The sequence below is a fragment of the Pseudomonas sp. TUM22785 genome (assembly GCF_028198105.1).
Taxonomy (GTDB): Bacteria; Pseudomonadota; Gammaproteobacteria; order Pseudomonadales; family Pseudomonadaceae; genus Metapseudomonas; species Metapseudomonas solani.
In genome coordinates this window covers 2,327,092-2,352,965 of the sequence record NZ_CP116239.1, presented here as the reverse complement: position 1 = coordinate 2,352,965, position 25,874 = coordinate 2,327,092, and the positions used below count along the sequence as shown (strand labels likewise).

The following is a 25,874-nucleotide window of genomic DNA, read 5'->3' as shown; positions in this document are numbered from 1 at the left end:
GCCCAACCCGGGGCAACCGCCCCGGTGCTGCACCCGCCACGTGCTACGCCAGGCCTGACCCGCCTGAACTACAACAATGAGAAAGAGAGAGCTGAACAATGGCCTTGGATATCTTCGTCGTACTGCTATACGTAGCCGCGATGCTCACCCTGGGCTGGTACGGCATGCGCCGCGCCAGGACCCGTGACGACTACCTGGTGGCCGGGCGCAACCTGGGGCCGGGCTTTTACCTCGGCACCATGGCCGCCACCGTGCTCGGCGGCGCCTCCACCATCGGCACCGTGCGCCTGGGCTACGTCCACGGCATCTCCGGTTTCTGGCTCTGCGGCGCCATCGGCCTGGGCATCGTCGGCCTCAGCCTGTTCCTCGCCAAGCCGCTGCTGAAGCTGAAGATCTACACCGTCACCCAGGTGCTGGAGCGCCGCTACAACCCCGCCGCGCGTCACGCCAGCGCCCTGATCATGCTGGTCTACGCGCTGATGATCGGCGCCACCTCGACCATCGCCATCGGCACCGTCATGCAGGTGCTGTTCGGCCTGCACTTCTGGGTCGCCATCCTCATCGGCGGCGGCGTGGTGGTGCTCTACTCCACCATCGGCGGCATGTGGTCGCTGACCCTGACCGACATCGTGCAGTTCCTGATCATGACCATCGGCCTGGTGTTCCTGCTGATGCCCATGTCCATCAGCGACGCCGGCGGCTGGAGCGCCATGATGGACAAGCTGCCCGCCAGCTACCTGGACTTCACCGCCATCGGCTGGGACACCATCGTCACCTACTTCCTCATCTACTTCTTCGGCATCTTCATCGGCCAGGACATCTGGCAGCGCGTGTTCACCGCCCGCAGCGAGGGCGTGGCCAAGGTGGCCGGCACCGCCGCCGGCCTCTACTGCATCCTCTACGGCCTGGCCGGCGCCCTGATCGGCATGGCCGCCAAGGTGCTGCTGCCGGACCTGGACAACGTCAACAACGCCTTCGCCAGCGTCGTCGAGCACAGCCTGCCCAACGGCATCCGCGGCCTGGTCATCGCCGCGGCCCTGGCCGCGCTGATGTCCACCGCCAGCGCCGGCCTGCTGGCCGCCTCCACCACCATCACTCAGGACCTGCTGCCGCTGCTGCGCAAAGGCCGTGAGAGCGGCAACGGCGACGTGCACGAGAACCGCGTCGCCACCCTGCTGCTGGGCCTGGTGATGCTCGGCATCGCCCTGGTGGTCAGCGACGTCATCAGCGCCCTGACCGTGGCCTACAACATGCTGGTGGGCGGCATGCTCATCCCGCTGATCGGCGCCATCTACTGGAAGCGCGCCACCACCGTCGGCGCCATAACCAGCATGGTCCTCGGCTTCGCCACCGTCCTCGCCTTCATGGTCATCGATGGCCTCGACGCCAACACCCCGATCTACTACAGCCTGGCGGTGGGCCTGGTCAGCTTCGTGCTGGTCAGCCTGCTGTCCCGTCGCCCGGCGGCCAGCACCAGCCTGGCCTGAGTTTGCGTGAACGGCCGCACCATCCCGGCGGCCACCCTGGAATTCCGGCCTGCGCCCGCAGGCCGGGATTCGTTTTATTCGAGACCGGAAGAGCAAGGAACCTGCCATGACCACCTGCGGTGAATTCCTCGTCAAGCAACTGCAAGCCTGGGGCGTCGACACCGTGTTCGGCATCCCCGGCGTGCACACCGTCGAGCTGTATCGCGGCCTGCCCGGCAGCGGCATCCGCCACATCACCCCGCGCCACGAACAGGGCGCCGGCTTCATGGCCGACGGCTACGCGCGCGTCTCCGGCAAGCCGGGCGTGTGCTTCATCATCACCGGCCCGGGCATGACCAACATCACCACCGCCATGGGCCAGGCCTACGCCGACTCCATCCCCATGCTGGTGATCTCCAGCGTCAACGAGCGTTCGCGCCTGGGGCTGGGCAACGGCTACCTGCACGAGCTGCCCAACCAGCGCGCCCTGGTGGCCGGCGTCGCCGCCTTCAGCCACACCCTGATGAACGTCGAGGAGCTGCCGGCCGTGCTGGCCCGCGCCTTCGCCGTGTTCGACAGCCAGCGTCCACGCCCGGTGCACATCGAGCTGCCGCTGGACATCATCACCGCGCCCGCCGAGCACCTGCAGGTGCAGCCCCGCCCTGCCCTCTCGCGCCCGGCCCCGGCCATGGCCCAGCTGCGCGAAGCCGCCAGCCGCCTGCGCAACGCCAAGCGCCCGCTGCTGCTGCTCGGCGGCGGCTGCGTCGAGGCCCAGGCGGAGGCCCGCGCCCTGGCCACCGCGCTGGACGCCCCTACCGCGCTGACCATCAACGCCAAGGGCCTGCTGCAACCCGACCACCCGCTGCTGGTGGGCAGCAACCAATCGCTGATCCCGGTGCGCCAGCTGGCCCTGGAGGCCGACGTGGTGCTGGCCATCGGCACCGAGCTGGGCGAAACCGACTATGACGTGGTGTTCGACGGCAACTTCCGCATCGGCGGCGAGCTGATCCGCATCGACATCGACCCGCAGCAGCTGGTGCGCAACCACGCCCCGGCCCTGGCCATCCACAGCGACGCCCGCCTGGCCATGCGCGTGCTGCTGGCCGAACTGCCGGCGCGGGAGGCCAGCACCAGCAGCCCGGGCGCCCAGCGCGCCGCCGGGGTGCGCGCGCAACTGGCCGAGGACTTCTCCGGCTGGGCCCATTACCGCCAGCTGTTCGACTGCATCCTCGAGACCCTGCCGGACGCCCGCTTCGTCGGCGACTCGACCCAGACCGTGTACAGCGGCAACCACCTGGTGGAGCTGGACGGCCCGCGCCGCTGGTTCAACGCCTCCACCGGCTACGGCACCCTGGGCTACGGCCTGCCGGCAGCCATCGGCGCCAAGCTGGCCGAACCGGGCCGCCCGGTGATCAGCCTGATGGGCGACGGCGGCATCCAGTTCACCCTGCCGGAACTGGCCAGCGCCGTGGAAGCGCGGGTCGGCGTGATCGTGCTGCTGTGGAACAACCAGGGCTACGGCGAGATCAAGCGCTACATGGAGCGCCGCGACATCACCCCGCTGGGCGTGGACATCTACACCCCGGACTTCATCGCCATCGCCCGCGGCTTTGGCTGCCAGGCCGAGAAGGCCCGCGACCACGCGCACCTGCAGGAACTGCTGCGCAATGCACCAAGCGACCGGCCGTTGATCATCGAGGTGGCCGAAGCCGCGCCCTTTGCACCGTGAAACCGGGCTCCCGGGCTGAAGCCCGGGCTACGTGCGGGGGCGTTTCGCGAATGAATTCGCTCCCACAGTCGTAGAGTGGAGGTCGCTCTTTACCTCCACCAGGCGGAGCAGGGTGCGGCACAGGCCCATGCTGGAAACGCCACCGCCATGGCCCGCACCGGACAGGTATGCTGCCCCCACAACCACAACAAGGGAGCCCCCGATGAAGATCGTCAGCCGAGACCGCTGGTTCGAGGTCGAGCATCTCTACGACGGCGTCAGCCTGATCAGCGAGCCCTATGTGAGGCCCTTCTACCGCTGCAACCTGTGGCACGTGCAGGGCCGCGACCGCGACGTGCTGGTGGATTCGGGCTCGGGCCTGGTCAGCCTGCGCGAGCAGCTGCCCTGGCTCACCGAACGCCCGCTGCTGGCGGTGGCCAGCCACACCCACTTCGACCATATCGCCGGGCACCACGAGTTCGACGAACGCCTGGTGCACCCCGCCGAGGCGGACATCCTCGCCGCACCGGACGGCGACAACACCCTGGCCCGCGCCTTCGTCGGCGACGAGATGTTCGAGGCGCACCCGGACTGCCCGCTGTGCTACGCCGAGTACCGCGTCAAGGCGGCGCCGGCCACGCGGCTGATCGAGGAAGGCGATGTGCTGGACCTGGGGGACAGGACACTCGAAGTGCTGCACACCCCCGGGCATTCACCCGGCGGCATCAGCCTGTGGGAAGAGCGGACCGGCACCCTGTTCAGCGGCGATATCGTCTATGACGGGCCGCTGATCGAGGACGCCTACCACTCGAATCTGGATGACTACGCGAAGAGCCTCGCACGGCTGCGCGACCTTCCGGTTCGCACCGTGCATGGCGGGCATTTCCCGAGCTTCTCCGGGGAGCGTCTGCGCGAACTGATCGGTGCCTGGTTCAAGGCGCACGACTGACCGCGCAAGGCGCTGCTGAACCGGCGCCCTAGCGGCGCCGACGCTGCTCGGCCAGGCGACGTTGCTCGTCGCTGCGAACGGGGATGGGTTGCAGGCGCGGACGCTCGGTCAGCCCTAGGGTCACGGACAACTGCCAGGCAATATGGCTCAGCCAAGCTTTCATGGGCCCCTCCAGTCGATCAAAAGGTTGGTCGGGCGGCCCGAGACAGGTTGGCCGCCCTCGGCGAACGGAACGATTCCGCTGCCAAGTACAGAGTAGTCCTGCCGCGCCAAAGCGAAAATGCCCTGGATCAAATTTCCCCCCGGGGCATGGCGTGGATTTATCACAGGCTGTTTCCGGCGCTACCCAGGGCACGCAGCCTAGCCCTGGAGCGCGCCGTGCTCGGCCGGGTGGAGCGGATCGGCTGGCGGCAGCTCCCCGGCACGGGCGAAGCCGGCCAGGACGATCACCAGGAACAGCCCGGCGGCAAGGCTGAAGACGACGTTGAGGGGATTGGGCTCGCCCATGGCTCGGTCCTTTTCGTGTGAGGGGCACACTGCATCGACCGGGCCCTGCCAGCAGGGTTCAGGGAATATTTCTGCAACGCCGGCAGCCCCGTCCCAGAGCGCCGGGACGGGCCTGCCGCTGCGTCAGCCGCGTGCCTTCACCGCGCGCTGGTTGGAGAGGTAGAGATCGTCCGCCTGCAACGCCTCACCGGCGGCCAGGGCGGCGACCCACTGCTCGGTGCTGGCCACGGCGGCGAAACCGGTGTGGGAGACCAGGGTGAACACTCGGTGGATCTCCTCGGCGCTGGCCGAGCCGAAGGCGTTGGCGAAGGGCACCGAGCCGGTGGCATCGTGCAGCAGCTCGACGTTCCAGCCTTCATGGCAGGCCTGGCGGGCGGTGGATTCGTCGCAGTGCTGGGTCATGTAGCCGACGATGGTCAGGGTGTCGATGCCGCGCTCGCGCAACCAGGGGCCCAGGTCGGTGCCGGTCAGGGCGCTGGGGAAGTCCTTCTGCACCCGATGGTCATGGGCGCGGTCGGCCACCAGCGGGTGCAGTTCGGCGCCACGGCTGCCGCGGGCGAAGATCGGCGAATCCTCCGGCGCCAGGTGCTGCACCAGCACCACGGGGATGCCGGCGGCGGTGGCGGCGTCCATAGCCCGGCCGATATTGGCCAGGGACTGGTCCACGGGCGGGTATTCGATCAGCAGGTCACCGCTGACGTATTCGTTCTGCACATCGATGACGATCAGCGCACGCTTCGGCTGGGACATGGTGGAGCTCCTTGTTGTGGGTGGGTTGGTGCGCATTCTTCGCCCTGACGACCCCAGCCGGTGAGTGGCCCGACTGCCAACTTCCGCTAATATCGGGCCAACCCCGAGGAGCCCCCGCCCATGCAGGAACACGTGATAGTCGTGGTCGCGTTCGACCGCATCATCCCCTTCCACCTCTCCGTGCCCTGCCTGGTGTTCGGCGAGACCTGCCCGGAGATGGCGCCCTTCGACCTGCGCGTGTGCGCGGCCGAACCGGGACCGTTGCGCACCACGGCGGGCTTCTCCATTGCCGTCGAACTGGGCCTGGAGGCCATCGCCAGCGCCGACACGGTGATAGTGCCGAGCTGGCGCCACCCCGATGAACGCCCACCGCAGGCCCTGCTGGACGCCCTGGTCGCCGCCCACGCGCGCGGCGCGAAGCTGGTCGGCCTGTGCCTGGGCGCCTATGTGCTGGCCGAAGCCGGCCTGCTCGACGGCCGCCGCGCCACCACCCACTGGGCCTGGGCCCGCGACTTCGCCGAGCGCTACCCGCAGGTGCAGCTGGACCCGGACGTGCTCTACCTCGAAGACGGCGAACTGCTCACCTCGGCCGGTACCGCTGCCGGCATCGACTGCTGCCTGCACCTGCTGCGCCAGCATTGCGGCGCCGAGACCGCCAACCGCGTGGCCCGGCGCCTGGTGGTGCCGCCCCACCGCCAGGGCGGCCAGGCGCAGTTCATCGAGCAACCCCTGCCTACGAGCCCGCGCGACGACCGCCTCACCTGCGTGCTGGACTGGGTGCGCAGCAACCTGGAGCAGGAGCACAGCCTCGACAGCCTGGCCCAGCGCGTGCTGATGAGCCGGCGCACCTTCAGCCGCCACTTCCGCCAGCTCACCGGCAGCACCCTCGGCGACTGGCTGCTGGCCGAGCGCCTGGCCCTGACCCAGCGCCTGCTGGAGAGCACCGACCAGAGCGTGGAGAAAATCGCCACCCTCGCCGGCTTCGGTTCGCCCGTCTCCCTGCGCCACCACTTCGGCCGCGCCTTCGGCGTCTCGCCCTCGGCGTGGCGGCAGAGCTTCCGGGGGAGCGTGGCGTAGTCCCGCGATCAACTCATCGTAGGTTGGCGCCGAGCGCAGCGAGGCCCAACGCTGGGTATCGGGCCTCGTGCAAGGGTCGGGTCTTATCGCGGATGAATCCGCTCCCACGATCTGGCAGCGCTGAGCGAATGAACTGGCTCTGTCTGCATTAGCTGTTGTGGTTCTAAAACAAGGGCTTAAGCACGGTGCTTTCCAGGCATTTATGACTCCTTGTCACGCCCACCGCGTGGGTTTCGCTTCGCTCTACACCACCCTACGGAAGCGACTACGGCCCGAGCGTGATGCGCACATTGATGAAAGTTCTGGCGAAGACGTTGGAGCAGCGGCCAAATGCCCCTTTCAGGAGGCCGAGCGCAATCGTCGTGTAGGGGGTTGAGCGACATGGATGTCGCGAGAGCCGCGATGGGCCAGGGATGGCCCTTCGCGGCGTGCCCCTGGAACGATGATGGAGCGAGGGAAGTCTGGCGAAGCCAGACCCGTATGCAGGGGCGAGCGCTTTTGGTTCCTTTTAAGGCGATTGTTAAAAGGGACTCGCCCGGGGGGGCGAAACCATAAGCACCAACAAAACTCGGCAATCAGTTGGGCTCAAATCCTCTAGCAACACTTAACGCAGACATAGCCAATGAATTCGCCCCTACAGGCAATGATTACGCGGGTTGCATGGGCTCTACGTCCATCACCTCGATCCAGGCCTTGAGGTTGGCGCCGAGCATGCCCTTGCGCCACATCAGCCAGGTGGTGGTGTGATCGAAGGGTTCGGCCAGGTGATGCACCGCCACCGCTTCGCGGCCGGGCAGGGTCTGCAGCATGGAAAGCGGCATCAGCGCCACGCCGCCACCGGCGACCACGCAGGCGAGCATGCTGTGGTAGGACTCGATCTCCATGATCTGCCCCATGGGCACCCGCGCGGCGGCGAACCAGCTTTCGATGCGTTTGCGGTAGGAACAGCGCGGGCGGAAGCTGTACACCGCCTCGCCCAGCACATCCGCCGCCGAGGTCACCGGGGCGTGGCCGAGGCTGGTGATGAGCACCAGGGTTTCCTCGAACAGCGGCAGGCCGTCCAGCTCGGCGTAGTCCATGGGGCCGTCCACCAGCGCCGCGTCGAGCTTGCCGCTGACCAGGCCCTCGATCAGCTCGCCGCTGGGCAGCGTCTGCACCTGCAGGTTGACCGCTGGCCAGGCCCGGTGGAAGCGCGCCAGCATCCCCGGCAGGTGGATGGCGGCGGTGCTGTACATGGAGCCGATGACGAAGTCGCCCGCCGGCTCGCCGCCCTTGAGCGCCGCCTCCGCCTCGGCCTGCAGCTTGAACATGCGCTCGGCGTAGCCCAGCAGCACCTTGCCTGCGGCGGACAGCTGCAGGCGTTGGCGTTCGCGGAGGAACAGATCGACGCCCAGGGCTTCCTCCAGCTGGCGCAGACGGGTGGACAGGTTCGATGGCACGCGGCTCATGCGCACCGCGGCCTTGGCGATGGAGCCTTCCTCGGCGACCGCCTGGAAGATGCGCAGCTGGCTGAGTTCCATGGCAAGCATTCTCTTTAGTTGAACAAGTTGTTCTTTATTATTCGTTTTAACTGAACAAGTCAAAACCCTAGCATGGCTTCCATCGCCACCCTGGAGGCCGCCATGTCGCCCATCATCCGCATCCTCGCCAGCATCCTCGCCCTGTTCGTCGCCATGGGCGTGGGGCGCTTCTCGCTTACTCCGCAGCTGCCGCACCTGATCGCCGAAGGCCAGGTCGACCTCACCGGCGCCGGGCTGATCGCCGCCGCCAACTACCTCGGCTACCTGGTGGGCGCTCTTGACGCCCTGCGCGCCACCGCCCCCAAGCAGGCGCGGCGCCGCCTGTTCGGCGGGCTCTGGGCCGGCGTCGCCATCACCCTCGCATCCGCCTGGGCATTCGGCTTCTGGCCCCATGTGGCGCTGCGCTTCGCCGCCGGCGTGGCCAGCGCCTGGGTGCTGGTGGTGCTCACCGCCCTGGCCGCCCAGGTGGCGGTGCAGGCCGGTCGACCACGCCTGGCCGGGCTGATCTTCACCGGGCCGAGCCTGGGCGTGCTGGCCACCGGGCTGATGGCCCTGGCGCTCAACCTGCTGGGCCAGGGCTCGTCCAGCGCCTGGCTGCTGTATGGCGTTACCGCGCTGATACTGACCGCAGCCATCCACCCGCTGCTGCCGCGTCCGCAGGCCCGCGCCGATACCGCGCCGCAGCAGGCGGGCCCGCGGCCGAAGGCCTTCTACCCGCTGCTGGTGGCGTACTCGCTGGTGGGCATCGGCTACATCATCCCCGCCACCTTCCTTTCGCAGATGGCCGCCGCGCAGTTCCACGGCCAGTGGCTGGCCGACCTGTTCTGGCCCGCCTTCGGCCTGATCGCCACCCTCGGCGTGCTGCTGATAAGCCTGCGCCGCACGGGCTCCGGCAGCACCGGGCGTTGGCTTGTGGGCGCACTGTGGCTGCAGGCATTCGGTGTGCTGGCCTGCCTGTTCCCGGGCATGGCCGGGCTGGCGCTGGGGGTGATCTTCTGCGGCGGGCCCTTCCTCGCCAGCATGCTGCTGGTGATGCAGCGGGCCCGGGAGATCGACCCGCTGGGCCACGCCCGCAATGTCGGCCTGCTCACCGCCGGCTTCGCCCTGGGCCAGCTCGGCGGCCCGCTGCTGGCGGCCCTGAGCAGCCACTTCAGCGGCGGCCTGCGCCCCGCCCTGCTGCTCGCCGCCGGCGCCCTGCTGCTGGCGGGTGGCTTGATGCTCAAGGCGCGGGAAGAGGTGAAGGTGGAAACCGTGGCGATGTGCCGGGGGTAAGCGAGCGATAACCGGCTGATCCGCATCGATGGGTTTCGTGCCTCTACCCATCCTACAAAGGTGCAGGCGCACACCCGTAGGATGGCGTAGAGCGAAGCGAAACCCATGCGGTGGCGCGCCCACAAGATACGACCAGCCCACTCCGTTGGGCCTCGCTGCGCTCGGCGCCAACCTACGGTACCGAGTGGTGGTAGGTCGGATGCAACCCGACAGGGCTCGGCACGGTGGCGACGCGGGTTTCACCCGCCCTACGGGGAGCCCTTTGTGCAGCGCGCTCCCGGGCTGAAGCCCGGGCTACGGATTGTCTGCTACGGCGTCGCTGGGAAGGCGTCGCGCTCTTCCTCGCGCAGGGTGAGCACGCGGTAGCCGGTTTCGGTGACGAGGATGGTGTGCTCGAACTGGGCCGAGAGGCTGCCGTCGCGGGTGATGACGGTCCAACCGTCGGCGAGGGTGCGGACGCTGCGGCGGCCCTGGTTGATCATCGGCTCGATGGTGAAGGTCATGCCCGGCTGCAGGCGCAGGCCCGTGCCGGGATGGCCGACGTGGACCACCTGCGGGCTTTCGTGCATTTGCCGGCCGATGCCGTGGCCGCAGTACTCGATCACCACCGAGTAGCCCGCCTCCTCGGCGCGGCTCTGGATGGCGTGGCCGACGTCGCCCAGCGTGACGCCGGGGCGCACCAGGCGGATGGCGTCGTAGAGGCACTGCTGGGTCGTGTGCACCAGGCGCCGGGCGTCGTCGCTGATGGCGCCGAGGCAGTACATCTTGCTGGTGTCGCCGTAGAAGCCGTCCTTGATCACCGTGACGTCGACGTTGACGATGTCGCCCTCCTGCAACACCTCCTCCGCCGAGGGCCAGCCGTGGCAGACCACCTGGTTGACCGAGGTGTTGACGGTGAAGGGGTAGCCGTACTGGCCCTTGCTGCCGGGGATGGCCTGCAGGGTCTCGACTATGTAGCGCTCGGCGAAGGCGTCGATCTGCGCAGTGGTGACACCGGGGACGATGAAGTCATCCAGCGCCTCCAGCACCCGTGCCGCCAGGCGACCGGCGACGACCATGCGCTCGACCTCGGCGGCGTTCTTGAGGGTGACCTTGCTCACTCCACGGCCTCCACCGGTGGCGCGGCGGAGAGTTCCAGCTCGCGGGCCTCTTCCATCAGGCGCTTGATGATGTCGGCGTAGGTCAGCTCCGGCTGGGCCTCGGCGAGCATGCCGATGCGCATCCAGTGCTCGGCCTGGGCGTTGATGGAGCGGGACATGGCGCGGCAGGCGATGCGCGCCTCTTCGTGCAGTACATCGGAAATCTTGACGATACCCATGGCAATCGATCCATATACGAAACGCTACATAACATAGCATTTCATTTTGGAATCGCAAATGAGAAAGGGCCGCAGTGCGGCCCTTCTTTGTTGCGCCCCATCATCTGCAGCAGTGATGGGTTTCGCTTCGCTCTACGCCATCCTACGGGCGTGGGAGCGAGCGCCTCAGGTACCGGTCTTGATCTTGGTCCAGGTGCGGGTACGGATGCGCTCCAGCTTGGGCGGCAGCATCTCCACCGAGAACAGCTTGGCCTGCACCTCCGCCGGAGGGTAGACGTTGGGGTTGTCACGCAGGGTGGCGGAGATGAGCCCGTCCGCCGCCTGGTTGGGGTTGGCGTAGGCCACGTGGTCGGAGATGGGCGCCACCACTTCCGGGCGCAGCAGGTAGTTGAGGAAGGCGTGGGCCTGCTCGACGTTCTGCGCGTCCCTGGGGATGGCCAGCACGTCGAACCAGGCGGCGGTGCCTTCCTTGGGAATGCGGTATTCCACCTTCACCCCGTTGCCGGCTTCCTCGGCACGGGCGGCGGCCTGCATGGCGCCGCCGGACCAGGCCAGGGCGACGCAGATTTCGCCATTGGCCAGGTCGCTGACGAACTTCGAGGAGCTGAAGTAGGTGACGCTCGGGCGCAGGCGGGTGAGCAGTTCCTCGGCCTTGGCGTAGTCGTCGGGGTTGCGGCTGTTGGGCGGCAGGCCCAGGTAGTGCAGCACCTCGGGGATCACCTCGGTGGGCGAGTCGAGGAAGGCCACGCCGCACTGCTTGAGCTTGGCCAGGTTGTCGGGGTTGAAGATCAGCTCCCAGGAATCCACCGGCGCGTTCTCGCCCAGTACAGCGCGCACCTTGTCGAGGTTGTAGGCGATGCCGTTGGTGCCCCACATGTAGGGCATCACGTACTGGTTGTCCGGGTCCTTGGCGGCCAGCACCTTGAGCAGCGCCGGGTTGAGGTTCTTCCAGTTGGGCAGCTTGCTCTTGTCCAGGGGCTGGAACACGCCGGCCTTCATGTAGTTGGGCAGGAAGCCGTCGCTGGGCACCACCAGGTCGTAGCCGGAGTGGCCGGAGAGCAGCTTGGCCTCCAGCACCTCGTTGCTGTCGTAGACGTCGTACTTGGGGGTGATGCCGCTGTCCTTGCGGAAGTTCTCCAGGGTGTCCGGGGCGATGTAGTCGAACCAGTTGTAGATGCGCACCACCGGCTCGGCGGCAGCATTGAAGGAGGCGCCCAGCAGCGCCAGGGCGACGAGATGGCGGGCGTTCATCGGGCCACCTCTTCATAGCCTTGCAGCACGTTGACGGCGTTCACCCCGATGGCCTCAACCGCGTAGCCGCCTTCCATGATGAACAGCGTCGGCAGGCCGAGGGCGGCGATGCGCCGGCCCATGGCCAGGTAGTCGGGCGAGTCCAGCTTGAACTGGGAGATGGGGTCGTCCTTGTAGGTGTCGACGCCGAGGGAGATCACCAGCGCGTCCGGCGCGTAGGCGGCGATCTTGCGGCAGGCGTCCTCCAGGGCGGCGGCCCAGCCTTCCCAGCCGGTGCCGTGGGGCAGCGGGTAGTTGTGGTTGCAGCCGGCGCCAGCGCCCTCGCCGCGTTCGTCGGCGTGGCCCAGGTAGTAGGGGTATTCCACCAGCGGGTCGCCGTGGATGGAGGCGAAGAGCACGTCGTCGCGGCTGTAGAACAGTTCCTGGGTGCCGTTGCCGTGGTGGTAGTCGACATCGAGGATGGCCACGCGGCGCGCGCCCTGGTCGAGGAAGGCCTGGGTGGCGATGGCGGCGTTGTTGAAGAAGCAGTAGCCGCCCATGAAGTCGCTGCCGGCGTGGTGGCCCGGTGGGCGGCACAGGGCGAAAGCGGTGTTGGCGCCGTTGCGCATGTGGTCCTGGGCGGTGAGCGCGACCTGCGCCGAGCTGTACACGGCCTGCCAGGTGCCGGCGGTGATCGGCGCCTCGGTGTCGAAGCAGTAATGGCCGAGCTGGCCGTGCAGCGCGGTGGGGATGGGCCCGTCACGGCGCAGGCGGCGCGCGGGGAAGGTGCTCGGCAGCATGTCGCAGCTGTGGCCTTCGGCGGCCCAGCGCGCCCAGGCGCCCTTGAGGAAGTCCACGTAGGCGGCGTCGTGCACCCGCAGGATGGGTTCCAGGCCGAAGTCACGGGGCTCGATCACCTCCCCCAGCGCCTGGTGGCGCACCCGCGCCAGCACGGTGTCCGCGCGGCTGGGCATCTCGAAGCAGGGCTGGAGCTTGCCATCCACCAGTTCGGACTGGCCGAAATGGAGACGGTGGTCGTCGCTGTACACGGTCAGCATGCCGGGAACCTCATCTTGTTATTGGTGGATGGATTCTGTGGCGGATCGAGGCCCCTTGCGCAGGGGGACGGGCGGCCAATAGGGGATCGAAATGGCCAATCTGACTGGCCATGGCATTGCGCATGGGCGGGCGCCGACAAAAGGCAACGCGGGTTTCACCCGCCCTACCCGGGCTGCGCTCGGCGCCGATCGATACGTAGGGTGGATGGCGCTCTTTTCATCCACCGGCGGTGTCCACGGGGAGCACGGGGACGATCGGCTCGCAACGCCGCGCCCTTGTAGGTCGGGTGCAACCCGACGTGGCGTGCACGAAGGCAATGTCTGGGGTCGGGATACAGAAGCGGTGGGCTGAAGCGGAGCGCCGCCCGGCCCACCCTACATACTGGTGGATTCAGCGCGATTGGGGGCTCCGTTTGGTGGATGGGAGAAGCGCCATCCACCCTACACCCCCGGGTGGTCTGTGCCGGGGCTCAGCCGCGGAACTGGCTGGGGGGTTGGCCGCTCCAGCGCTGGAAGGCGTGGCGCAGGCTCGCGGTTTCGCTGAAGCCGAGTTCCTCGGCGATGCGGTAGATGGGCAGCTCGCCCTGTTGCAGCAGTTCCTTGGCGCGGGCGAAGCGCAGGTCGTCGAGCAGTTGCTGGTAGCTGGTCTGCTGCTGGGCCAGGTGGCGGCGCAGGCTGCGGGCGGAGCAGTTCATGGCGCGGGCCAGCTCCTCCAGCCCCGGCGGCGCGGCCAGGCGCTGGGCGAGCAGGTCGCGCACGCGCTCCAGCCAGGCGCGGCGGGTGGCGAATTCGGCGTTCTGCCGGCGGCACTGTTCGAGCATTTCCCGGTGGGTGACCGGATCGGCCAGGGGCAACGGGCGCTCCAGCCATTCACGGGGGAAGCCGAAGCCGCTGCGCGCACGGCCAAAGCGCGGGGTACGGTCGAAGGCCTGGCGGTAGAGCGGCGCGGCGCCGGGTGGCTCAGGGTAGTCCAGCTCCAGCGCGGCCACCGGCAGCGGCTGGCCGAGCAGGTCGGCACAGGTCACCCGCAGCGAGCCGAGGCAGAGTTCGGTGTTGAAAGGTTTCAGCGCCTCGCGCTCGCCGTAGCCGCTGGCCAGCAGCCAGGCCAGGTCGCCCTCCTCCACCAGGCGCAGGTGGAAGTAGGTGCCCAACAGCACCGGGTAGCCCAGGCCGATGCGCAGGGCCTCGCCCAGGGTGGGCGCCGAAAGCAGCGCGTAGCCCAGCAGGCCGTAGGCGGAGATGCGCGTGCGCTGGCCCAGCTCCAGCCCCAATGCCGGGGTGTCGGCGAGGCGCAGGGCGTTGGCGAACACCTGCTGCTCCTGCCCGGGGTTGATCAGCCGCTGCAGGGCGCGCAGGTCGTCCTCGGTGATGCCGCTGCCTTCCAGCAGGCTGGCGGCGTCGATGCCGCGCTCACCGAGGCAGGCCACGGTGAGCGTCGACATGTGCAGCGAGTTGAGCCAGGTGGCCCGGGAGAACAGCGAGTCGCCCATGGCCTTCAGGCCGTCACTGGATGGAGTCCGGGCGTTCCTTGCGCCGGTAGGGGAAGACGTCGATCACCTTGCCGGCGCGGATGGCGTCCTGGAGGCTCTTCCAGTAGTCGGCGTCGTAGAGGTCGCCGTGCAGCTGGTTGAACAGCTTGCGCTGGCCGAGATCGGCGAACAGGAAGCGCGGGAACTCCTCGGGGAACACGTCGTGCGGGGCCACCGAGTACCAGGGCTCGGAGGACATCTCGTCCTCGGGGTAGCGCGGCGGCGGGATGAAGCGGAAGTTGACCTCGGTGAGGTAGCTGATCTCGTCGTAGTCGTAGAACACCACGCGGCCGTGGCGGGTGACGCCGAAGTTCTTCAGCAGCATGTCGCCGGGGAAGATGTTGGCGGCGGCCAGCTGCTTGATGGCCAGGCCGTAGTCGTCCAGCGCCTCGCGTACCTGGGGTTCGCTGGCGCTTTCCAGGTAGATGTTCAGCGGGGTCATGCGGCGCTCGGTCCAGCAGTGGCGGATGAGCACGGTGTCGCCTTCCAGCTCGACGGTGGAGGGTGCCACCTCCAGCAGCTCGGCCAGGCATTCGGGCTCGAACTTGGCCTTGGGGAAGCGGAAGTCGGCGAACTCCTGGGTGTCGGCCATGCGCCCGACGCGGTCGACGCTCTTCACCAGGCGGTACTTCTCGATCACGGTGTTGCGGTCGACGTTCTTCGACGGCGAGAAGCGGTCCTTGATGATCTTGAACACGGTGTTGAAGCCCGGCAGCGTGAACACGCTCATGACCATGCCGCGCACGCCCGGCGCCATGATGAAGCGGTCGTCGGTGTTGGCCAGGTGGTTGATCAGGGCGCGGTAGAACTCCGACTTGCCGTGCTTGTAGAAGCCGATGGAGGTGTACAGCTCGGCGATGTGCTTGCCCGGCAGGATGCGCTTGAGGAAGCTGACGAACTCCGCCGGCACCGGCACGTCCACCATGAAGTAGGAGCGGGTGAAGGAGAAGATGATCGAAACGTCGGCTTCGTCGGTGATCAGCGCGTCCACCTGGATGCCCTTGCCCTCGCGGTGCAGCAGCGGAATGACCAGCGGCCACTGCTCGTCGCGGGTGTAGATGCGGCCCACCAGGTAGGCGCCCTTGTTGCGGTAGAGGGTGGAGGAGAACAGCTCGACGCAGAGCTCCGGGTCCTTGATCACCCAGTCCGGCAGGCTGTCGCGCAGCTGGGCCACCAGGCGTTCGAGGTCGCGGTCCAGGTCGTCGAAGGGCACGGCGAAGCGGTAGTCGTCGAGGACCTGCAGCAGCGCCGCCTTGAGGTCGCCGCGCGGGTGGTAGCTGCGGGTCTGCGGGGCACGCTCGTGGGCACGCAGGGACGGCCGCGTGGTGTGGATGAACATACAGCCGTCGCTGATCTGGTCATGGCTGAACAGGCCGCAGAAGATCGAGTTGAACCAGGTTTCCGAGAGTTCGTCGTCGAAGCGCAGGTCGATCAGCTTGATGTAGGCGCTCTTGACCAGCGGCCAGAGCTGCACGTCCAGCAGCACCTCTTCATCGAAGGCGCTGCGCAGGCGCTCGCTGACTTCGCTGACCTTTTCTTCGTAGAGGGCGATCCGCGCGGCGGCCGCCTGCTGGATTTCCTGCCACTGCGCCTGCTCGAAGCGGGCACGGGCGCCGTCGGTGATCTGACGGAAATGTTCACGGTAGTCGTCGAAACCATCGAGGATCAGTCGCGCGATATCTGCGGCCGGCCATTGCTGCGCCATGGGGAACACTCAGCTGGGAATTCGGAAGACGGAGCTTAGCCACAGCCCGCGCCGAAAAAAAGCTCCCGCTGCATCGGCCCCGGCCGGACCGCTTGCGACCGGCCGGTCACAGGCTCAGGCCAGGCCCCGTGCAGCGAGGAACGTCGCCAGGTAATCGATGAACGCCAGCACCTTGCCGGTGGCCCGGCGATGGCTGGGGTAGACGGCGAGGATCTGGTCGCCGAAGGCGTCCGGGTCGATCTCGTGGTCGGGCAGCAGGCGCACCAGGCGGCCGTCGGCGATGTAGGGCGCAGCGCTCCACAACGGGGTGTGCAGCACGCCGACACCGGCCAGGGCATTGGCCAGCAGCAGGTCGTAGTTGTCGCTTTCCAGCCGCGGCGCGGCGGGCTGGGCCAGGCGCGTGCGCTGGCCGTCGCACTCCACCCACCAGTACTGCCGGCTCAGCGCCGGGTGGCGGTAGGCCAGCCAGTCATGGCGCTCGAGATCATCGAGCGTCGGCATGCCCTTGCGTGCCAGGTAGGCGGGGCTGGCGCAGAGGGCCAGGCGGTTGCGCCCGACCACCCGGGCGATGAGCCCCGGCAGGTCGCTCTGCCCTTCGCGCAGGGCCAGGTCGTAGCCGGCCTCCACCAGGTCGACGAAGGCGTCGCAAAGGTCCACCCGCAGGCTGATCTGCGGGTAGGCCTCGAGGAAACCGGCGCACACCTCATCGAGAAAGGCGCGACTGAAGGCCAGGGGCGCGGTCATCCGCAGGCTGCCCTGCAAGCCGTGCTGCAGCTGGCCGATTTCTTCGCCGACGTCGTGCAGGCGTTGCAGCAGCTGGCGCGCGGTGTCCAGGTAGAGGCGCCCCGCTTCGGTGAGGACGATGCGCCGGGTGCTGCGCTCGAACAGGCGCGCGCCCAGCTCGGCCTCCAGGTGGCTGACGGCCTTGGTCAGGGCCGAGGGGGTCTTGCCCAGTTGCTCGGCGGCACGGCTGAAGCTGCCCTGTTCGGCGGTGGCGACGAACATGGCGATGGCACCGAGCTTGTCCATGGTTTTTCCATTCAGGCAAAAGGGTTTTGCACGCTGCCGGCGTTCTGCCAGCCCAGGGGAGCCGCTAGTCTCGCTGGCAGACCGATAAAAACAAAGGGGGGAGCCCGTGAAAAACTTTGTTCCACGACTACTGGCCGCTGCGGTGGCTTTTTCCTCGATGGAAGCCATGGCCGGCGCCGATATGGTGCTGTTCAACGGCAAGGTGTTCACCGCCGACAAGGCCCGGCCCATGGTGCAGGCCATCGCCGTGGAGAACGGCAAGGTGCTGGCGGTGGGCAGCGATGCCGAGATCAAGGCCCTGGCGGACGCCTCCACCCAACGCATCGACCTGGCCGGCAAGGCGCTGATGCCGGGCCTGATCGACACCCACTCCCACGCCATCTTCGGCGGCCTGGAGATGTCCACCGCCAACATGGGCGATGAGCAGGTGAGCCTGGAGGAACTGGAAAAACGCCTGCGCGGCTGGCGCGACGACGGCACCGCGCGCCACGGCGACACCCTCAACGTGGCGGGCATGACCTCCGCCTACTGGGCCCAGGCCGACGCCATGGGCCAGCGCTTCGACCAGGGCGAATGGGCCGAGGTGCCCATCGTCTTCGTCGGCAGCGACCACCACACCGCCTGGGCCAACGCCGCCATGCGCAAGCGCGCCGGCATCGATGCCAAGCTGGTCGCCGCCCTGCCAGAGGCCGAGCGCGGCACCATCGGCCTGGGCAAGGATGGCGAGCCCAACGGCTTCCTGGTGGACGCCGGCTGGGACCGCGTCGCCGCCGTGCTGCCACCCATCGACCCGGCCCTGCTGTTGCGCGCCGGCGAGAACGCGGTGCGCACCAACAACAGCCTGGGCATCACCGCCTGGATGGACCCGGCCGCCAACGGCGCCCCCGGCGAACCGCTGTTCGCCCTCAAGCCCACGGAGAAGTCCGTCGGCGTGCTGCCGGTGTACAAGGCGCTGGCCGAGAAAGGCGAGCTGACCGCCCACGTCGCCGCGCTGCTGGTGGCCCACCCGAAGAGCCGCCCCGCCGACCTGGACACCCTGGAGAAGGTGCGCCAGCAGTTCCAGGGCATCGACAACCTGAGCCTGCCGGGGATCAAGATCTTCGCCGACGGCGTGCTGGAGTACCCGGCGCAGAGCGCAGCGCTGATCGACCCCTACAGCAACAGCCACAAGCAGGGCGAGCTGCTGATCGACCCGGCGCACTTCGGCGAGCTGGTCAGCGCGGCGGACGCACGCGGCTGGCTGGTGCACATCCACGCCATCGGCGACCGCGCGGTGCGCGAGGCGCTCAACGGCATCGAGCAGGCACGCAAGGACCGGCAGAGCGGCGTGGTGCATTCCATCACCCACCTGCAACTGGTCAACCCCAAGGAGTTCGCGCGCTTCAAGCCGCTCAACGTGATCGCCTCCATGCAGCTGCTGTGGGCCGCCGGTGACGACTACACGCTGGATATGGTCAAGCCCTACGTCAGCGCCTTCGCCTTCCGCTACCAGTACCCGGCCCACTCGCTGCTGCAACAGGGCGCGACCATCGCCGGCGCCAGCGACTGGCCGGTGTCCTCGCCCAACCCCTGGGCGGCCATGGCCCAGGCGGTGACCCGCGAAGGCGAGAAAGGCGTACTCAACGCCGAGGAGCGCCTGGACCGCGAGACCATGTTCTACGCCTACACCCTCAACGCCGCCCGGACCATCGGCCAGGAGAAGAGCATCGGCTCGCTGGCCGCCGGCAAGCAGGCCGACTTCATCGTCCTCGACCGCGACGTGTTCAAGGTGGACGCCAAGGCCCTGGCCGAAACCCAGGTGCTCAAGACCTACTTCGGCGGCCGCGAGATCTACGCCCCCGCCCCATAACAACAACCGCACCACCGGTGATGCCTGGCCCCCGCTGCATGGGGGTCGGGCGGAGCCTTGCCCTTCATCTGCCCATAACAACCACAAGATCGGGAATCCACCATGAAGCGTTCCACCCCCCTCCTCCTCGCCGGCCTCGCGCTGGCCCCGCTGTGCAGCCAGGCCGCGCTGCCGATCACCGACGACTTCGCCGTGCAGATCGACCTCAACCTGGCCAGCGACTACCGCACCCGCGGCATCTCCCAGACCCAGGGCGACCCCGCCGCCCAGGCCGGCGCCACGCTGCTGCACTCCAGCGGTCTGTACGCGGGGGCCTGGACCTCCAACGTCGATTTCGGCTTCGGCCTCAAGACCCGCCAGGAAGTGGACTACTACGCCGGCTGGTACTGGCAGGCCACGGACGATGTGAGCCTGGACCTGGGCGTGATCAAGTACGCCTACCCCAAGGAGAGCCAGTTCAACCAGAGCGAGGTGTACGCCATCCTCAGCGCCTACGGCCTCAAGGCCGCGGCCTATTACTCGGACGACGCGCCCAACATCATCGGCGAGGACCAGGACACCCTCTACACCTGGGTCGGCTACGAGACCCAGCTGCCCCTGGAGGTGGGCCTGGAGTTGCGCTACGGGCGCATGGACTTCAAGGACCCGCTGTTCTGGTCGCGCAGCGGCACCGGCAGCGAGTCGTACCGCGAGTGGGAAGCCAAGCTGACCCGCGACTTCCTCGGCGTCACCTGGGGCCTCGCCTACGTCGACACCAACCTCTCGGAAAGCCAGTGCGCCAGCAACTACGGCTTCACCGACACCTGCAGCGCGACGGTGGTGGCGAGCGTCAGCAAGTCGTTCTGATGGCCCGGTGCGTTGCCCCCAGGCAACGCACACCGGTCCGCCTGTAGGGGCGAATTCATTCGCCCAAGGCGCGCGCAGCGTGCCCACGAGAGACCGCATGGGTTTCGCTGCGCTCTACCCATCCTACGAGGCAGCCCCACCACCCGGAGCGCACGCCACACACCTCGGGGGAGCGAATTCATTCGCGATGGATCGACACCGGTCCACCACTCGCCCTCAGCCGATCCCCCGCTCCTGCATATAGCCTTCGAGCATGTCGATGAACGCCCGGACCTTGCGCGTACGCCGGCGGTGGGAGAGGTAGAGCACGTGCACCCAGGGGCCGAAGACATCGGGCTCCAGCAGGTATTCGGGCATCACCCGCACCAGTTGGCCGCTGGCCAGATAAGGCTTGGCGCTCCAGCGCGGGAGCGGCTGCAGGCCATGGCCGCGCAGCAGGCAGGCGAGCAAGAAGTCGTAGTTGTCGCTGGCCAGGTGCGCCACCGGATGGGCCAGGCGGATGCGCTCCTCGCCCAGGCGCAGCCACCAGAAATGCCGGTTGAGCATGGGGTGCTGGAAGATCAGCCAGTCGTGCTGCTGGAAGTTCTCCAGGGTCACCCCCATGCCCTTGCGCTCCAGGTAGCCCGGGGTGCAGCACAGGTAGACGCTGTTTTCGGCCAGGGGCCTGGCAATCAAGCCCGGCAGGTCGGTGGGGCCGTCGCGCAGGGCCAGGTCGTAGCCGCCGTCGATGAGGTCGACGAAGGCGTCGTTGAGGTCCACCTCCAGGCGCACCTGGGGATGGGCGTCCATGTAGCGGCAGCAGACCTCATTGAGAAAGGCCGGGCCGAAGGACGGCGGCGCGGTGAGGCGCAGGGTGCCGCGCAATTCGTGCTGCAGCTGGTCCACTTCCTCGCCGGCAAGTTGCAGTTGCATCAGTGCCTGGCGCGCACCTTCCAGGTAGATGTGCCCGGCTTCGGTCAGCGCCATGCGCCGGGTGGTGCGTTCGAACAGGCGCACCCCCAGCTCGGATTCCAGGTGGCCCACCGCCTTGGTCAGCGCCGAGGGCGTCTTGCCCAGGTGCTCGGCCGCGCGGCTGAAGCTGCCGTGCTCGGCGGTGGCGATAAACATCGAGAGGGCACTGAGCTTGTCCATCCACCTGTTCCGATCCGGCATAGAAGTTGTGCGCGAACATAGCATTCTGCCGCCGCCCCGGCTTGGTTAGGCTCAGCGCCATACCAACAAAAACCGGAGCCCAGCCGATGAAGCGCCTCGCCCCCACCCTCCTCGCCACCGCCCTGATCTGTGCCTCCCTGGAAAGCATGGCGGCGGTGGACCTGATCCTGCACAACGCCAAGGTCTACACCGCCGAGCCCGGCCAGCCCCTGCAGCAGGCCGTGGCCGTGGAGGACGGCAAGATCCGCGCGGTGGGCAGCGACGCCGACATGCTGCGGCTCAAGGAAGCCGACACCCGCGTGGTCGACCTGGGCGGCAAGGTGCTGATGCCCGGCTTCGTCGACTCCCACTCCCATGCGGTCATGGGCGGCCTGGAGCTGGCGTCGGCCACCGTCGACACCCAGCTCCTGCCCATGGACGAGCTGGAGCGGCGCCTGCGCCAGTGGCGCGACGACGGCAAGGCACGCCAGGGCGACATCCTCAGCGTCGGCGGCCTGCCCTCGGCCTACTGGAGCCAGGTGGCGGAGTTCGAGCGGCGCTTCAACCAGGGTGAATGGAAGGACGTGCCCATCGCCTTCATCGGCTGGGACCAGCACACCGGCTGGGTCAACCAGGCCATGCTGAAGCGCGCCGGCATCGACACCAATACCGTGAAAGCCCTCAAGGGCGAGCAGCTGGCCACCGTCGGCCACCACGAAGACCAGCGCCCCAACGGCTTCCTCGCCGACGCCGGCCTCGACCCGGTGCTGGCGCAATACCCGACGGCGACCCCCGAGCAATTGCTGGAGGCCGGCCGCGCGGCCCTGCGCTACAACCTCAGCCTGGGCATCACCGCCTGGATGGACCCGGCGGCCAACGCCGCCCCCGGCGAGCCGCTGTTCGACTTCAAGCCCACCGCCCAGACCCTCGGCATCCTGCCGGTGTACAAGGCCATGGCCGAGAAAGGCGAACTGACCGCTCACGTCGCCGCGCTGCTGGTGGCCCATCCGAAGAGCCGCCCCGCCGACCTGGACACCCTGGAGAACGTGCGCCAGCAGTTCCAGGGCATCCCCAACCTGAGCCTGCCGGGCATCAAGATCTTCGCCGACGGCGTGCCCGAATACCCGGCGCAGACCGCCGCCCTGCTGGAGCCCTACAAGAACTCCAGGAAGTACGGCGAGCTGCTGATCGACCCGGCGCATTTCGGCGAGCTGGTCAGCGCAGCAGACGCCCGGGGCTGGCTGGTGCACGTGCACGCCATCGGTGACCGCGCGGTGCGCGAATCCCTCAACGGCATCGAGCAGGCGCGCAAGGACCGGCACAGCGGCATCCCCCACTCCATCACCCACCTGCAGATGGTCAACCCCAAGGAGTTCGCCCGCTTCAAGCCGCTCGACGTGATCGCCTCCATGCAGCTCTACTGGGCCAGCGCCGACGACGCCACCCTGGACCTGGTGCAGCCCTACATCAGCGCCATGGCCTTCCAGTACCAATACCCGGCCCGCTCGCTGCTGAAGAACGGCGCCACCATCGCCGGCGCCAGCGACTGGCCGGTGACCACGCCGCAACCCTGGAAGGCGATCTACCAGGCCGTCAGCCGCAAGGGGCCCAAGGGCGTGCTCAACCCGAGCGAGGAAATCGACCGGGAAACCATGTTCCAGGCCTACACCCTCAACGCGGCGCGCACCATCGGCCTGGACCGGCAGATCGGCTCGCTGGCCCCCGGAAAGCAGGCCGACCTGATCCTGCTGGACCGCGACGTGTTCCAGGTGGAGCCCGAGGCCCTGCGCGACACCCAGGTGCTGAAGACCTGGTTCGGTGGCAAGGAAGTCTTCGAAGCCGCCCTGTAACGGCCCCGCCCCGGCGCCCTTGTGGGAACGGAGTCATCCGCGATGCCCCGCCCCACAACGCCGGGTTTCACCCGACCTACAACCTGAGGACTCGACAGGATGAACGCGTGCCGTAGGGTGTGCCGTGCGCACCGCCGCTCGGTGCTTCCGGCGAGCTCCCGGTGCGCGCAGCACACCCTACGTCCGGAGTGAGCGACGGCTGCATGCTCCAAGGTCTGGTTGCGCTCCCTTCCAGGGCACCAAAAGCAAAGCCACGTTCTACAAACATGGATGTTTACCCGCCCAACGAACCACCCGCCCCGCACAACGCCCAGCCCAGACGCCTTGCCAAACTGTGCCGCCGATTTGATCGCAAGTTGTCGATTGCACCGCTACCGGGGCGGCGTAAGCTGTGCCGCTCCTGCCTCGGAGCCCTTCCATGAAACCCGCCGATCTCGTCCGCCTGCTGAGCCTCGCCGCCATCTGGGGCGCCAGCTTCCTGTTCATGCGCGTGCTGGTGCCGGTGATCGGCGCGCTGCCGACAGCGTTCTTCCGCGTGGCCATTTCGGCCATCGGCCTGGTGGCGATCCTGGCGCTGCTGCGGGTGACCTGGGACTTCCGCGGCAAGCTGGGCAAGATCCTGCTGATAGGCGTGGTCAGCTCGGGCATTCCCGCGGCCATGTACGCCCTGGCCGCCGAGGTGCTGCCGGCCGGCTATTCGGCCATCTTCAACGCCACCACGCCGCTGATGGGCGTGCTGATCGGCGGGCTGTTCTTCGGCGAGAAGCTAACCCTGCCCAAGGCCGCCGGCGTGCTGCTGGGCCTGGCCGGCGTGGCGGTGCTGACCGGTGCCGGGCCGGTGGCCTTCGACGCCGACCTGTTGCGCGGTGCCCTGGCCTGCCTGATGGCGACCACCTGCTACGGCTTCGCCGGCTTCTTCACCCAACGCTGGATCAACGATGCCGGCGGCCTGGACAGCGGCCTCTCGGCCTTCGGCGCCCAGGCCGGCGCCACCCTGTGCCTGTTGCCGATCTTCCTCGCCAGCAGCCACGCCATGCCCCTGGCGCCCCTGGCCGAGCCCGGCATCTGGCTGGCCCTGGCCGGGCTGGGGCTTCTGTGCACCTCGTTCGCCTACGTCATCTACTTCCGCCTGATCGCCAACGTCGGCCCGGTGAAGACCATGACGGTGACCTTCCTCATCCCGCTGTTCGGGGTGTTCTGGGGGGCGCTGCTGCTGGACGAGTCGCTGTCCTGGGCGCACCTGCAGGGCGGCGTGCTGATCGCCCTGGCGCTGTGGCTGGTGCTGCGCCCGGCGGTGGCGGCGGTGAAGGTGGAGCAGGCGTCTTAGATCGGTGCGGATTGGGGCGTCGCCGGGCGAATGAATTGGCTATGTCTGCGTTGAGTGTTGCTAGAGGATTTGAGCCCAGCTGATTGTTGAGCTTTGCTGGTGCTTCTGGTTTCGCCCCCCCGGGCGAGTCCCTTTTCCAGTCGTTGAAAAGGAACCAAAAAACTTGCCCCTCCATACGGGTCTGGCTTCGCCAGACTCCCCTCGCTCCATCATCGTTCCAGGGGCACGCCGCGAAGGGCCATCCCTGGCCCATCGCGGCTCTCGCGACATCCATGTCGCTCACCCCCTTACACGACGATTCGCTCGGCCTTCTGGGAAGGGGCGTTTGGCGGCTGCTCCAACGTTCTTCGCTCGAATCCTCACATTGATGTGCGCACCGACCCAGCGCCCACATGGCGACGGCTTTCGTAGGATGGTGTAGAGCGAAGCGAAACCCATGCGGTGGAGGTGGCAGAAATCCTTGGCCACCCCTGTAGGTCGGGTGAAACCCGGCGTTGCGGTGTTGGGCCATCGCGGATGAATCCGCTCCCACAAGAACAATGCCCATAAGAAAAACGCCCCGGCAAGCCGGGGCGTTTTCGTTTCAGCGAGGGATCACTTGCCGGTCTTGACGGTGTTCCAGGTGCGGGTGCGCACGCGGTCGATCTTCTGCGGCATGGATTCCAGGGCGAACAGCTTGGCCATGACGTCGGCCGGCGGGTAGATCGCCGGGTCGGCCTTGATGTCGGCTTCCACCAGCGGTTCGGCGGCGTTGTTGCCGTTGGCGTAGTGCACGTAGTTGCTGACGCCAGCGATCACCTCGGGGCGCAGCAGGTAGTTCATGAAGGCGTAGCCGGCTTTCTCGTCGGGGGCGTCCACCGGCATGGCGACCATGTCGAACCACATCGGCGAGCCTTCCTTGGGCGTGGAGTACTTGATCTCGACGCCGTTGCCGGCCTCCTTGGCGCGGGTGGCGGCCTGGAGGATGTCGCCGGAGAAGCCGACGGCCACGCAGATTTCGCCGTTGGCCAGGTCACCCACGTATTTGGACGAGTGGAAGTAGCGCACGTAGGGGCGGACCTTGAGCAGCGCGGCCTCGGCGGTCTTGTAGTCTTCCGGCTTCTTGGTGTGGTGCGGCAGGCCCAGGTAGTTGAGGGTGATGGGCAGCAGCTCGGGGCCGTTGTCGAGGATGGCGACGCCGCACTTGGCGAGCTTCTCCATGTTCTCGGGCTTGAAGATCAGGTCCCAGGAATCCAGCGGGGCGTTGTCGCCGAGCACTTCCTTGACCTTGGCCGGGTTGTAGCCGATGCCGGTGCTGCCCCAGAGGTAGGGGAAGCCGTGCTCGTTGCCCGGGTCGTTGACCTCCAGGGCCTTGAGCAGCGCCGGGTTGAGGTTCTTCCAGTTGGGCAGCTGGCTCTTGTCGAGCTTCTTCAGCGCGCCGGCCTCGATCTGCTTGGCCATGTAGTGGTTGGACGGGACGACGATGTCGTAGCCGGATTTGCCGGTCATCAGCTTGCCGTCGAGGGTTTCGTTGCTGTCGTAGACGTCGTAGGTCGCCTGGATCCCGGTCTCCTTGCTGAACGTGGCGACGGTGTCCGGCGCGATGTAGTCGGTCCAGTTGTAGATCTTCACCGTTTCGGCGGCCTGTGCGGCACCGGACACGGCGAGGGTCAGGAGCAGAGGCGCGAAGGAACTTCTCATTGTCTTTGTTTCCTGGCTGCGGATTGGAGTCGGGGCTCGGCAAGCGTAGTCGATACTGCCGTTGCGCCAGCTT

The 25,874-nt window shown here is 67.7% G+C and carries 22 protein-coding genes; 9 read left to right on the top strand and 13 right to left on the bottom strand.

From position 1 onward, the window contains the following. Positions 1–98: 98 nt before the first annotated feature. The 3 genes from PI990_RS10945 to PI990_RS10935 all read left to right on the top strand — a co-directional run bounded on the left by PI990_RS10945 (position 99) and on the right by PI990_RS10935 (position 4,123). Positions 99–1,487 (top strand): sodium:solute symporter, encoded by a 1,389-nt coding sequence (locus PI990_RS10945; RefSeq protein WP_043245842.1) that lies wholly within the window; start codon positions 99–101, stop codon positions 1,485–1,487. A gap of 106 nt (positions 1,488–1,593) precedes the next feature. Further along, entirely contained in the window at positions 1,594–3,195 is a 1,602-nt protein-coding gene (locus PI990_RS10940) for a 5-guanidino-2-oxopentanoate decarboxylase (protein ID WP_271660610.1), read from the top strand. 202 nt (positions 3,196–3,397) lie between these two features. Continuing rightward, a complete protein-coding gene (locus PI990_RS10935) occupies positions 3,398–4,123 on the top strand; it encodes an MBL fold metallo-hydrolase (RefSeq protein WP_043245840.1) in 726 nt (241 codons plus the stop codon). Between the two features lie 28 nt (positions 4,124–4,151). Here the strand turns inward: PI990_RS10935 and PI990_RS10930 are convergent, their stop codons facing one another. The 3 genes from PI990_RS10930 to PI990_RS10920 form a co-directional block, all read right to left on the bottom strand. Next, positions 4,152–4,286 carry a PA1414 family protein gene (locus tag PI990_RS10930; RefSeq protein WP_021222823.1) on the bottom strand — a complete coding sequence of 45 codons (135 nt, stop codon included), beginning with the start codon at positions 4,284–4,286 and terminating at the stop codon, positions 4,152–4,154. A 197-nt stretch (positions 4,287–4,483) separates the two neighbouring features. Then, positions 4,484–4,630, bottom strand: coding sequence for a hypothetical protein (locus PI990_RS10925; RefSeq protein ID WP_021222824.1), 147 nt, complete (start codon positions 4,628–4,630; stop codon positions 4,484–4,486). Positions 4,631–4,753: 123 nt separating this feature from the next. After that, positions 4,754–5,380, bottom strand: coding sequence for a cysteine hydrolase family protein (locus tag PI990_RS10920; RefSeq protein WP_271660609.1), 627 nt, complete (start codon positions 5,378–5,380; stop codon positions 4,754–4,756). A 120-nt stretch (positions 5,381–5,500) separates the two neighbouring features. Here PI990_RS10920 and PI990_RS10915 point away from each other — a divergent pair, with 120 nt between their 5' ends. Further along, positions 5,501–6,457, top strand: coding sequence for a helix-turn-helix domain-containing protein (locus PI990_RS10915; protein ID WP_271660608.1), 957 nt, complete (start codon positions 5,501–5,503; stop codon positions 6,455–6,457). A gap of 647 nt (positions 6,458–7,104) precedes the next feature. On the opposite strand, the gene ptrR is transcribed toward PI990_RS10915, so the two are convergent. After that, entirely contained in the window at positions 7,105–7,977 is an 873-nt protein-coding gene (gene ptrR / locus PI990_RS10910) for a putrescine utilization regulator PtrR (protein ID WP_271660607.1), read from the bottom strand. A 102-nt stretch (positions 7,978–8,079) separates the two neighbouring features. Between ptrR and PI990_RS10905 the strand changes: the two genes are divergently transcribed. Further along, positions 8,080–9,249: a YbfB/YjiJ family MFS transporter gene (locus PI990_RS10905; RefSeq protein ID WP_271661289.1), complete on the top strand. Its 1,170-nt coding sequence runs from the start codon at positions 8,080–8,082 to the stop codon at positions 9,247–9,249. 308 nt (positions 9,250–9,557) lie between these two features. Here the strand turns inward: PI990_RS10905 and map are convergent, their stop codons facing one another. The 7 genes from map to PI990_RS10870 form a co-directional block, all read right to left on the bottom strand. After that, on the bottom strand, positions 9,558–10,307 hold the full coding sequence (map, locus tag PI990_RS10900; RefSeq protein ID WP_271661288.1) for a type I methionyl aminopeptidase: 750 nt from the start codon (positions 10,305–10,307) through the stop codon (positions 9,558–9,560). Between the two features lie 38 nt (positions 10,308–10,345). Beyond that, entirely contained in the window at positions 10,346–10,567 is a 222-nt protein-coding gene (locus PI990_RS10895; protein ID WP_021221539.1) for a ParD-like family protein, read from the bottom strand. A gap of 165 nt (positions 10,568–10,732) precedes the next feature. After that, positions 10,733–11,818, bottom strand: a complete 1,086-nt coding sequence (locus PI990_RS10890; RefSeq protein ID WP_271660606.1) for an extracellular solute-binding protein — start codon at positions 11,816–11,818, stop codon at positions 10,733–10,735. Beyond that, positions 11,815–12,855: a histone deacetylase family protein gene (locus tag PI990_RS10885; protein ID WP_271660605.1), complete on the bottom strand. Its 1,041-nt coding sequence runs from the start codon at positions 12,853–12,855 to the stop codon at positions 11,815–11,817. The genes PI990_RS10890 and PI990_RS10885 overlap by 4 nt, the downstream gene beginning before the upstream one ends. Positions 12,856–13,325: 470 nt before the next feature. After that, complete coding sequence (locus PI990_RS10880) at positions 13,326–14,345, bottom strand: AraC family transcriptional regulator (protein WP_271660604.1); 1,020 nt, start codon at positions 14,343–14,345, stop codon at positions 13,326–13,328. A gap of 13 nt (positions 14,346–14,358) precedes the next feature. Then, entirely contained in the window at positions 14,359–16,089 is a 1,731-nt protein-coding gene (gene aceK / locus PI990_RS10875; RefSeq protein WP_271660603.1) for a bifunctional isocitrate dehydrogenase kinase/phosphatase, read from the bottom strand. A 114-nt stretch (positions 16,090–16,203) separates the two neighbouring features. Then, positions 16,204–17,118 (bottom strand): LysR family transcriptional regulator, encoded by a 915-nt coding sequence (locus tag PI990_RS10870; RefSeq protein ID WP_271660602.1) that lies wholly within the window; start codon positions 17,116–17,118, stop codon positions 16,204–16,206. Positions 17,119–17,224: 106 nt separating this feature from the next. On the opposite strand from PI990_RS10870, the gene PI990_RS10865 reads away from it, so the two are divergent. Beyond that, positions 17,225–18,967: an amidohydrolase gene (locus PI990_RS10865; protein ID WP_271660601.1), complete on the top strand. Its 1,743-nt coding sequence runs from the start codon at positions 17,225–17,227 to the stop codon at positions 18,965–18,967. A gap of 102 nt (positions 18,968–19,069) precedes the next feature. Further along, on the top strand, positions 19,070–19,813 hold the full coding sequence (locus PI990_RS10860; protein WP_271660600.1) for a TorF family putative porin: 744 nt from the start codon (positions 19,070–19,072) through the stop codon (positions 19,811–19,813). 216 nt (positions 19,814–20,029) lie between these two features. On the opposite strand, the gene PI990_RS10855 is transcribed toward PI990_RS10860, so the two are convergent. Continuing rightward, positions 20,030–20,944: a LysR family transcriptional regulator gene (locus PI990_RS10855; protein WP_271660599.1), complete on the bottom strand. Its 915-nt coding sequence runs from the start codon at positions 20,942–20,944 to the stop codon at positions 20,030–20,032. A gap of 107 nt (positions 20,945–21,051) precedes the next feature. Here PI990_RS10855 and PI990_RS10850 point away from each other — a divergent pair, with 107 nt between their 5' ends. Both PI990_RS10850 and PI990_RS10845 read left to right on the top strand, forming a co-directional pair. After that, complete coding sequence (locus PI990_RS10850; RefSeq protein ID WP_271660598.1) at positions 21,052–22,794, top strand: amidohydrolase; 1,743 nt, start codon at positions 21,052–21,054, stop codon at positions 22,792–22,794. Between the two features lie 418 nt (positions 22,795–23,212). Next, positions 23,213–24,121 carry a DMT family transporter gene (locus PI990_RS10845; RefSeq protein WP_184488996.1) on the top strand — a complete coding sequence of 303 codons (909 nt, stop codon included), beginning with the start codon at positions 23,213–23,215 and terminating at the stop codon, positions 24,119–24,121. 594 nt (positions 24,122–24,715) lie between these two features. On the opposite strand, the gene PI990_RS10840 is transcribed toward PI990_RS10845, so the two are convergent. Then, positions 24,716–25,801, bottom strand: coding sequence for a polyamine ABC transporter substrate-binding protein (locus PI990_RS10840; protein ID WP_263402220.1), 1,086 nt, complete (start codon positions 25,799–25,801; stop codon positions 24,716–24,718). Between the last annotated feature and the right edge of the window lie 73 nt (positions 25,802–25,874).

Bases quoted from the DNA above. Each gene is read 5' to 3' on its own strand.
- PI990_RS10945 (WP_043245842.1), top strand. From the start codon at position 99: ATGGCCTTGGATATCTTCGTCGTACTGCTATACGTAGCCGCGATGCTC.
- PI990_RS10940 (WP_271660610.1), top strand. From the start codon at position 1,594: ATGACCACCTGCGGTGAATTCCTCGTCAAGCAACTGCAAGCCTGGGGC.
- PI990_RS10935 (WP_043245840.1), top strand. From the start codon at position 3,398: ATGAAGATCGTCAGCCGAGACCGCTGGTTCGAGGTCGAGCATCTCTAC.
- PI990_RS10930 (WP_021222823.1), bottom strand. From the start codon at position 4,286: ATGAAAGCTTGGCTGAGCCATATTGCCTGGCAGTTGTCCGTGACCCTA.
- PI990_RS10925 (WP_021222824.1), bottom strand. From the start codon at position 4,630: ATGGGCGAGCCCAATCCCCTCAACGTCGTCTTCAGCCTTGCCGCCGGG.
- PI990_RS10920 (WP_271660609.1), bottom strand. From the start codon at position 5,380: ATGTCCCAGCCGAAGCGTGCGCTGATCGTCATCGATGTGCAGAACGAA.
- PI990_RS10915 (WP_271660608.1), top strand. From the start codon at position 5,501: ATGCAGGAACACGTGATAGTCGTGGTCGCGTTCGACCGCATCATCCCC.
- ptrR (WP_271660607.1), bottom strand. From the start codon at position 7,977: ATGGAACTCAGCCAGCTGCGCATCTTCCAGGCGGTCGCCGAGGAAGGC.
- PI990_RS10905 (WP_271661289.1), top strand. From the start codon at position 8,080: ATGTCGCCCATCATCCGCATCCTCGCCAGCATCCTCGCCCTGTTCGTC.
- map (WP_271661288.1), bottom strand. From the start codon at position 10,307: ATGGTCGTCGCCGGTCGCCTGGCGGCACGGGTGCTGGAGGCGCTGGAT.
- PI990_RS10895 (WP_021221539.1), bottom strand. From the start codon at position 10,567: ATGGGTATCGTCAAGATTTCCGATGTACTGCACGAAGAGGCGCGCATC.
- PI990_RS10890 (WP_271660606.1), bottom strand. From the start codon at position 11,818: ATGAACGCCCGCCATCTCGTCGCCCTGGCGCTGCTGGGCGCCTCCTTC.
- PI990_RS10885 (WP_271660605.1), bottom strand. From the start codon at position 12,855: ATGCTGACCGTGTACAGCGACGACCACCGTCTCCATTTCGGCCAGTCC.
- PI990_RS10880 (WP_271660604.1), bottom strand. From the start codon at position 14,345: ATGGGCGACTCGCTGTTCTCCCGGGCCACCTGGCTCAACTCGCTGCAC.
- aceK (WP_271660603.1), bottom strand. From the start codon at position 16,089: ATGGCGCAGCAATGGCCGGCCGCAGATATCGCGCGACTGATCCTCGAT.
- PI990_RS10870 (WP_271660602.1), bottom strand. From the start codon at position 17,118: ATGGACAAGCTCGGTGCCATCGCCATGTTCGTCGCCACCGCCGAACAG.
- PI990_RS10860 (WP_271660600.1), top strand. From the start codon at position 19,070: ATGAAGCGTTCCACCCCCCTCCTCCTCGCCGGCCTCGCGCTGGCCCCG.
- PI990_RS10855 (WP_271660599.1), bottom strand. From the start codon at position 20,944: ATGGACAAGCTCAGTGCCCTCTCGATGTTTATCGCCACCGCCGAGCAC.
- PI990_RS10850 (WP_271660598.1), top strand. From the start codon at position 21,052: ATGAAGCGCCTCGCCCCCACCCTCCTCGCCACCGCCCTGATCTGTGCC.
- PI990_RS10845 (WP_184488996.1), top strand. From the start codon at position 23,213: ATGAAACCCGCCGATCTCGTCCGCCTGCTGAGCCTCGCCGCCATCTGG.
- PI990_RS10840 (WP_263402220.1), bottom strand. From the start codon at position 25,801: ATGAGAAGTTCCTTCGCGCCTCTGCTCCTGACCCTCGCCGTGTCCGGT.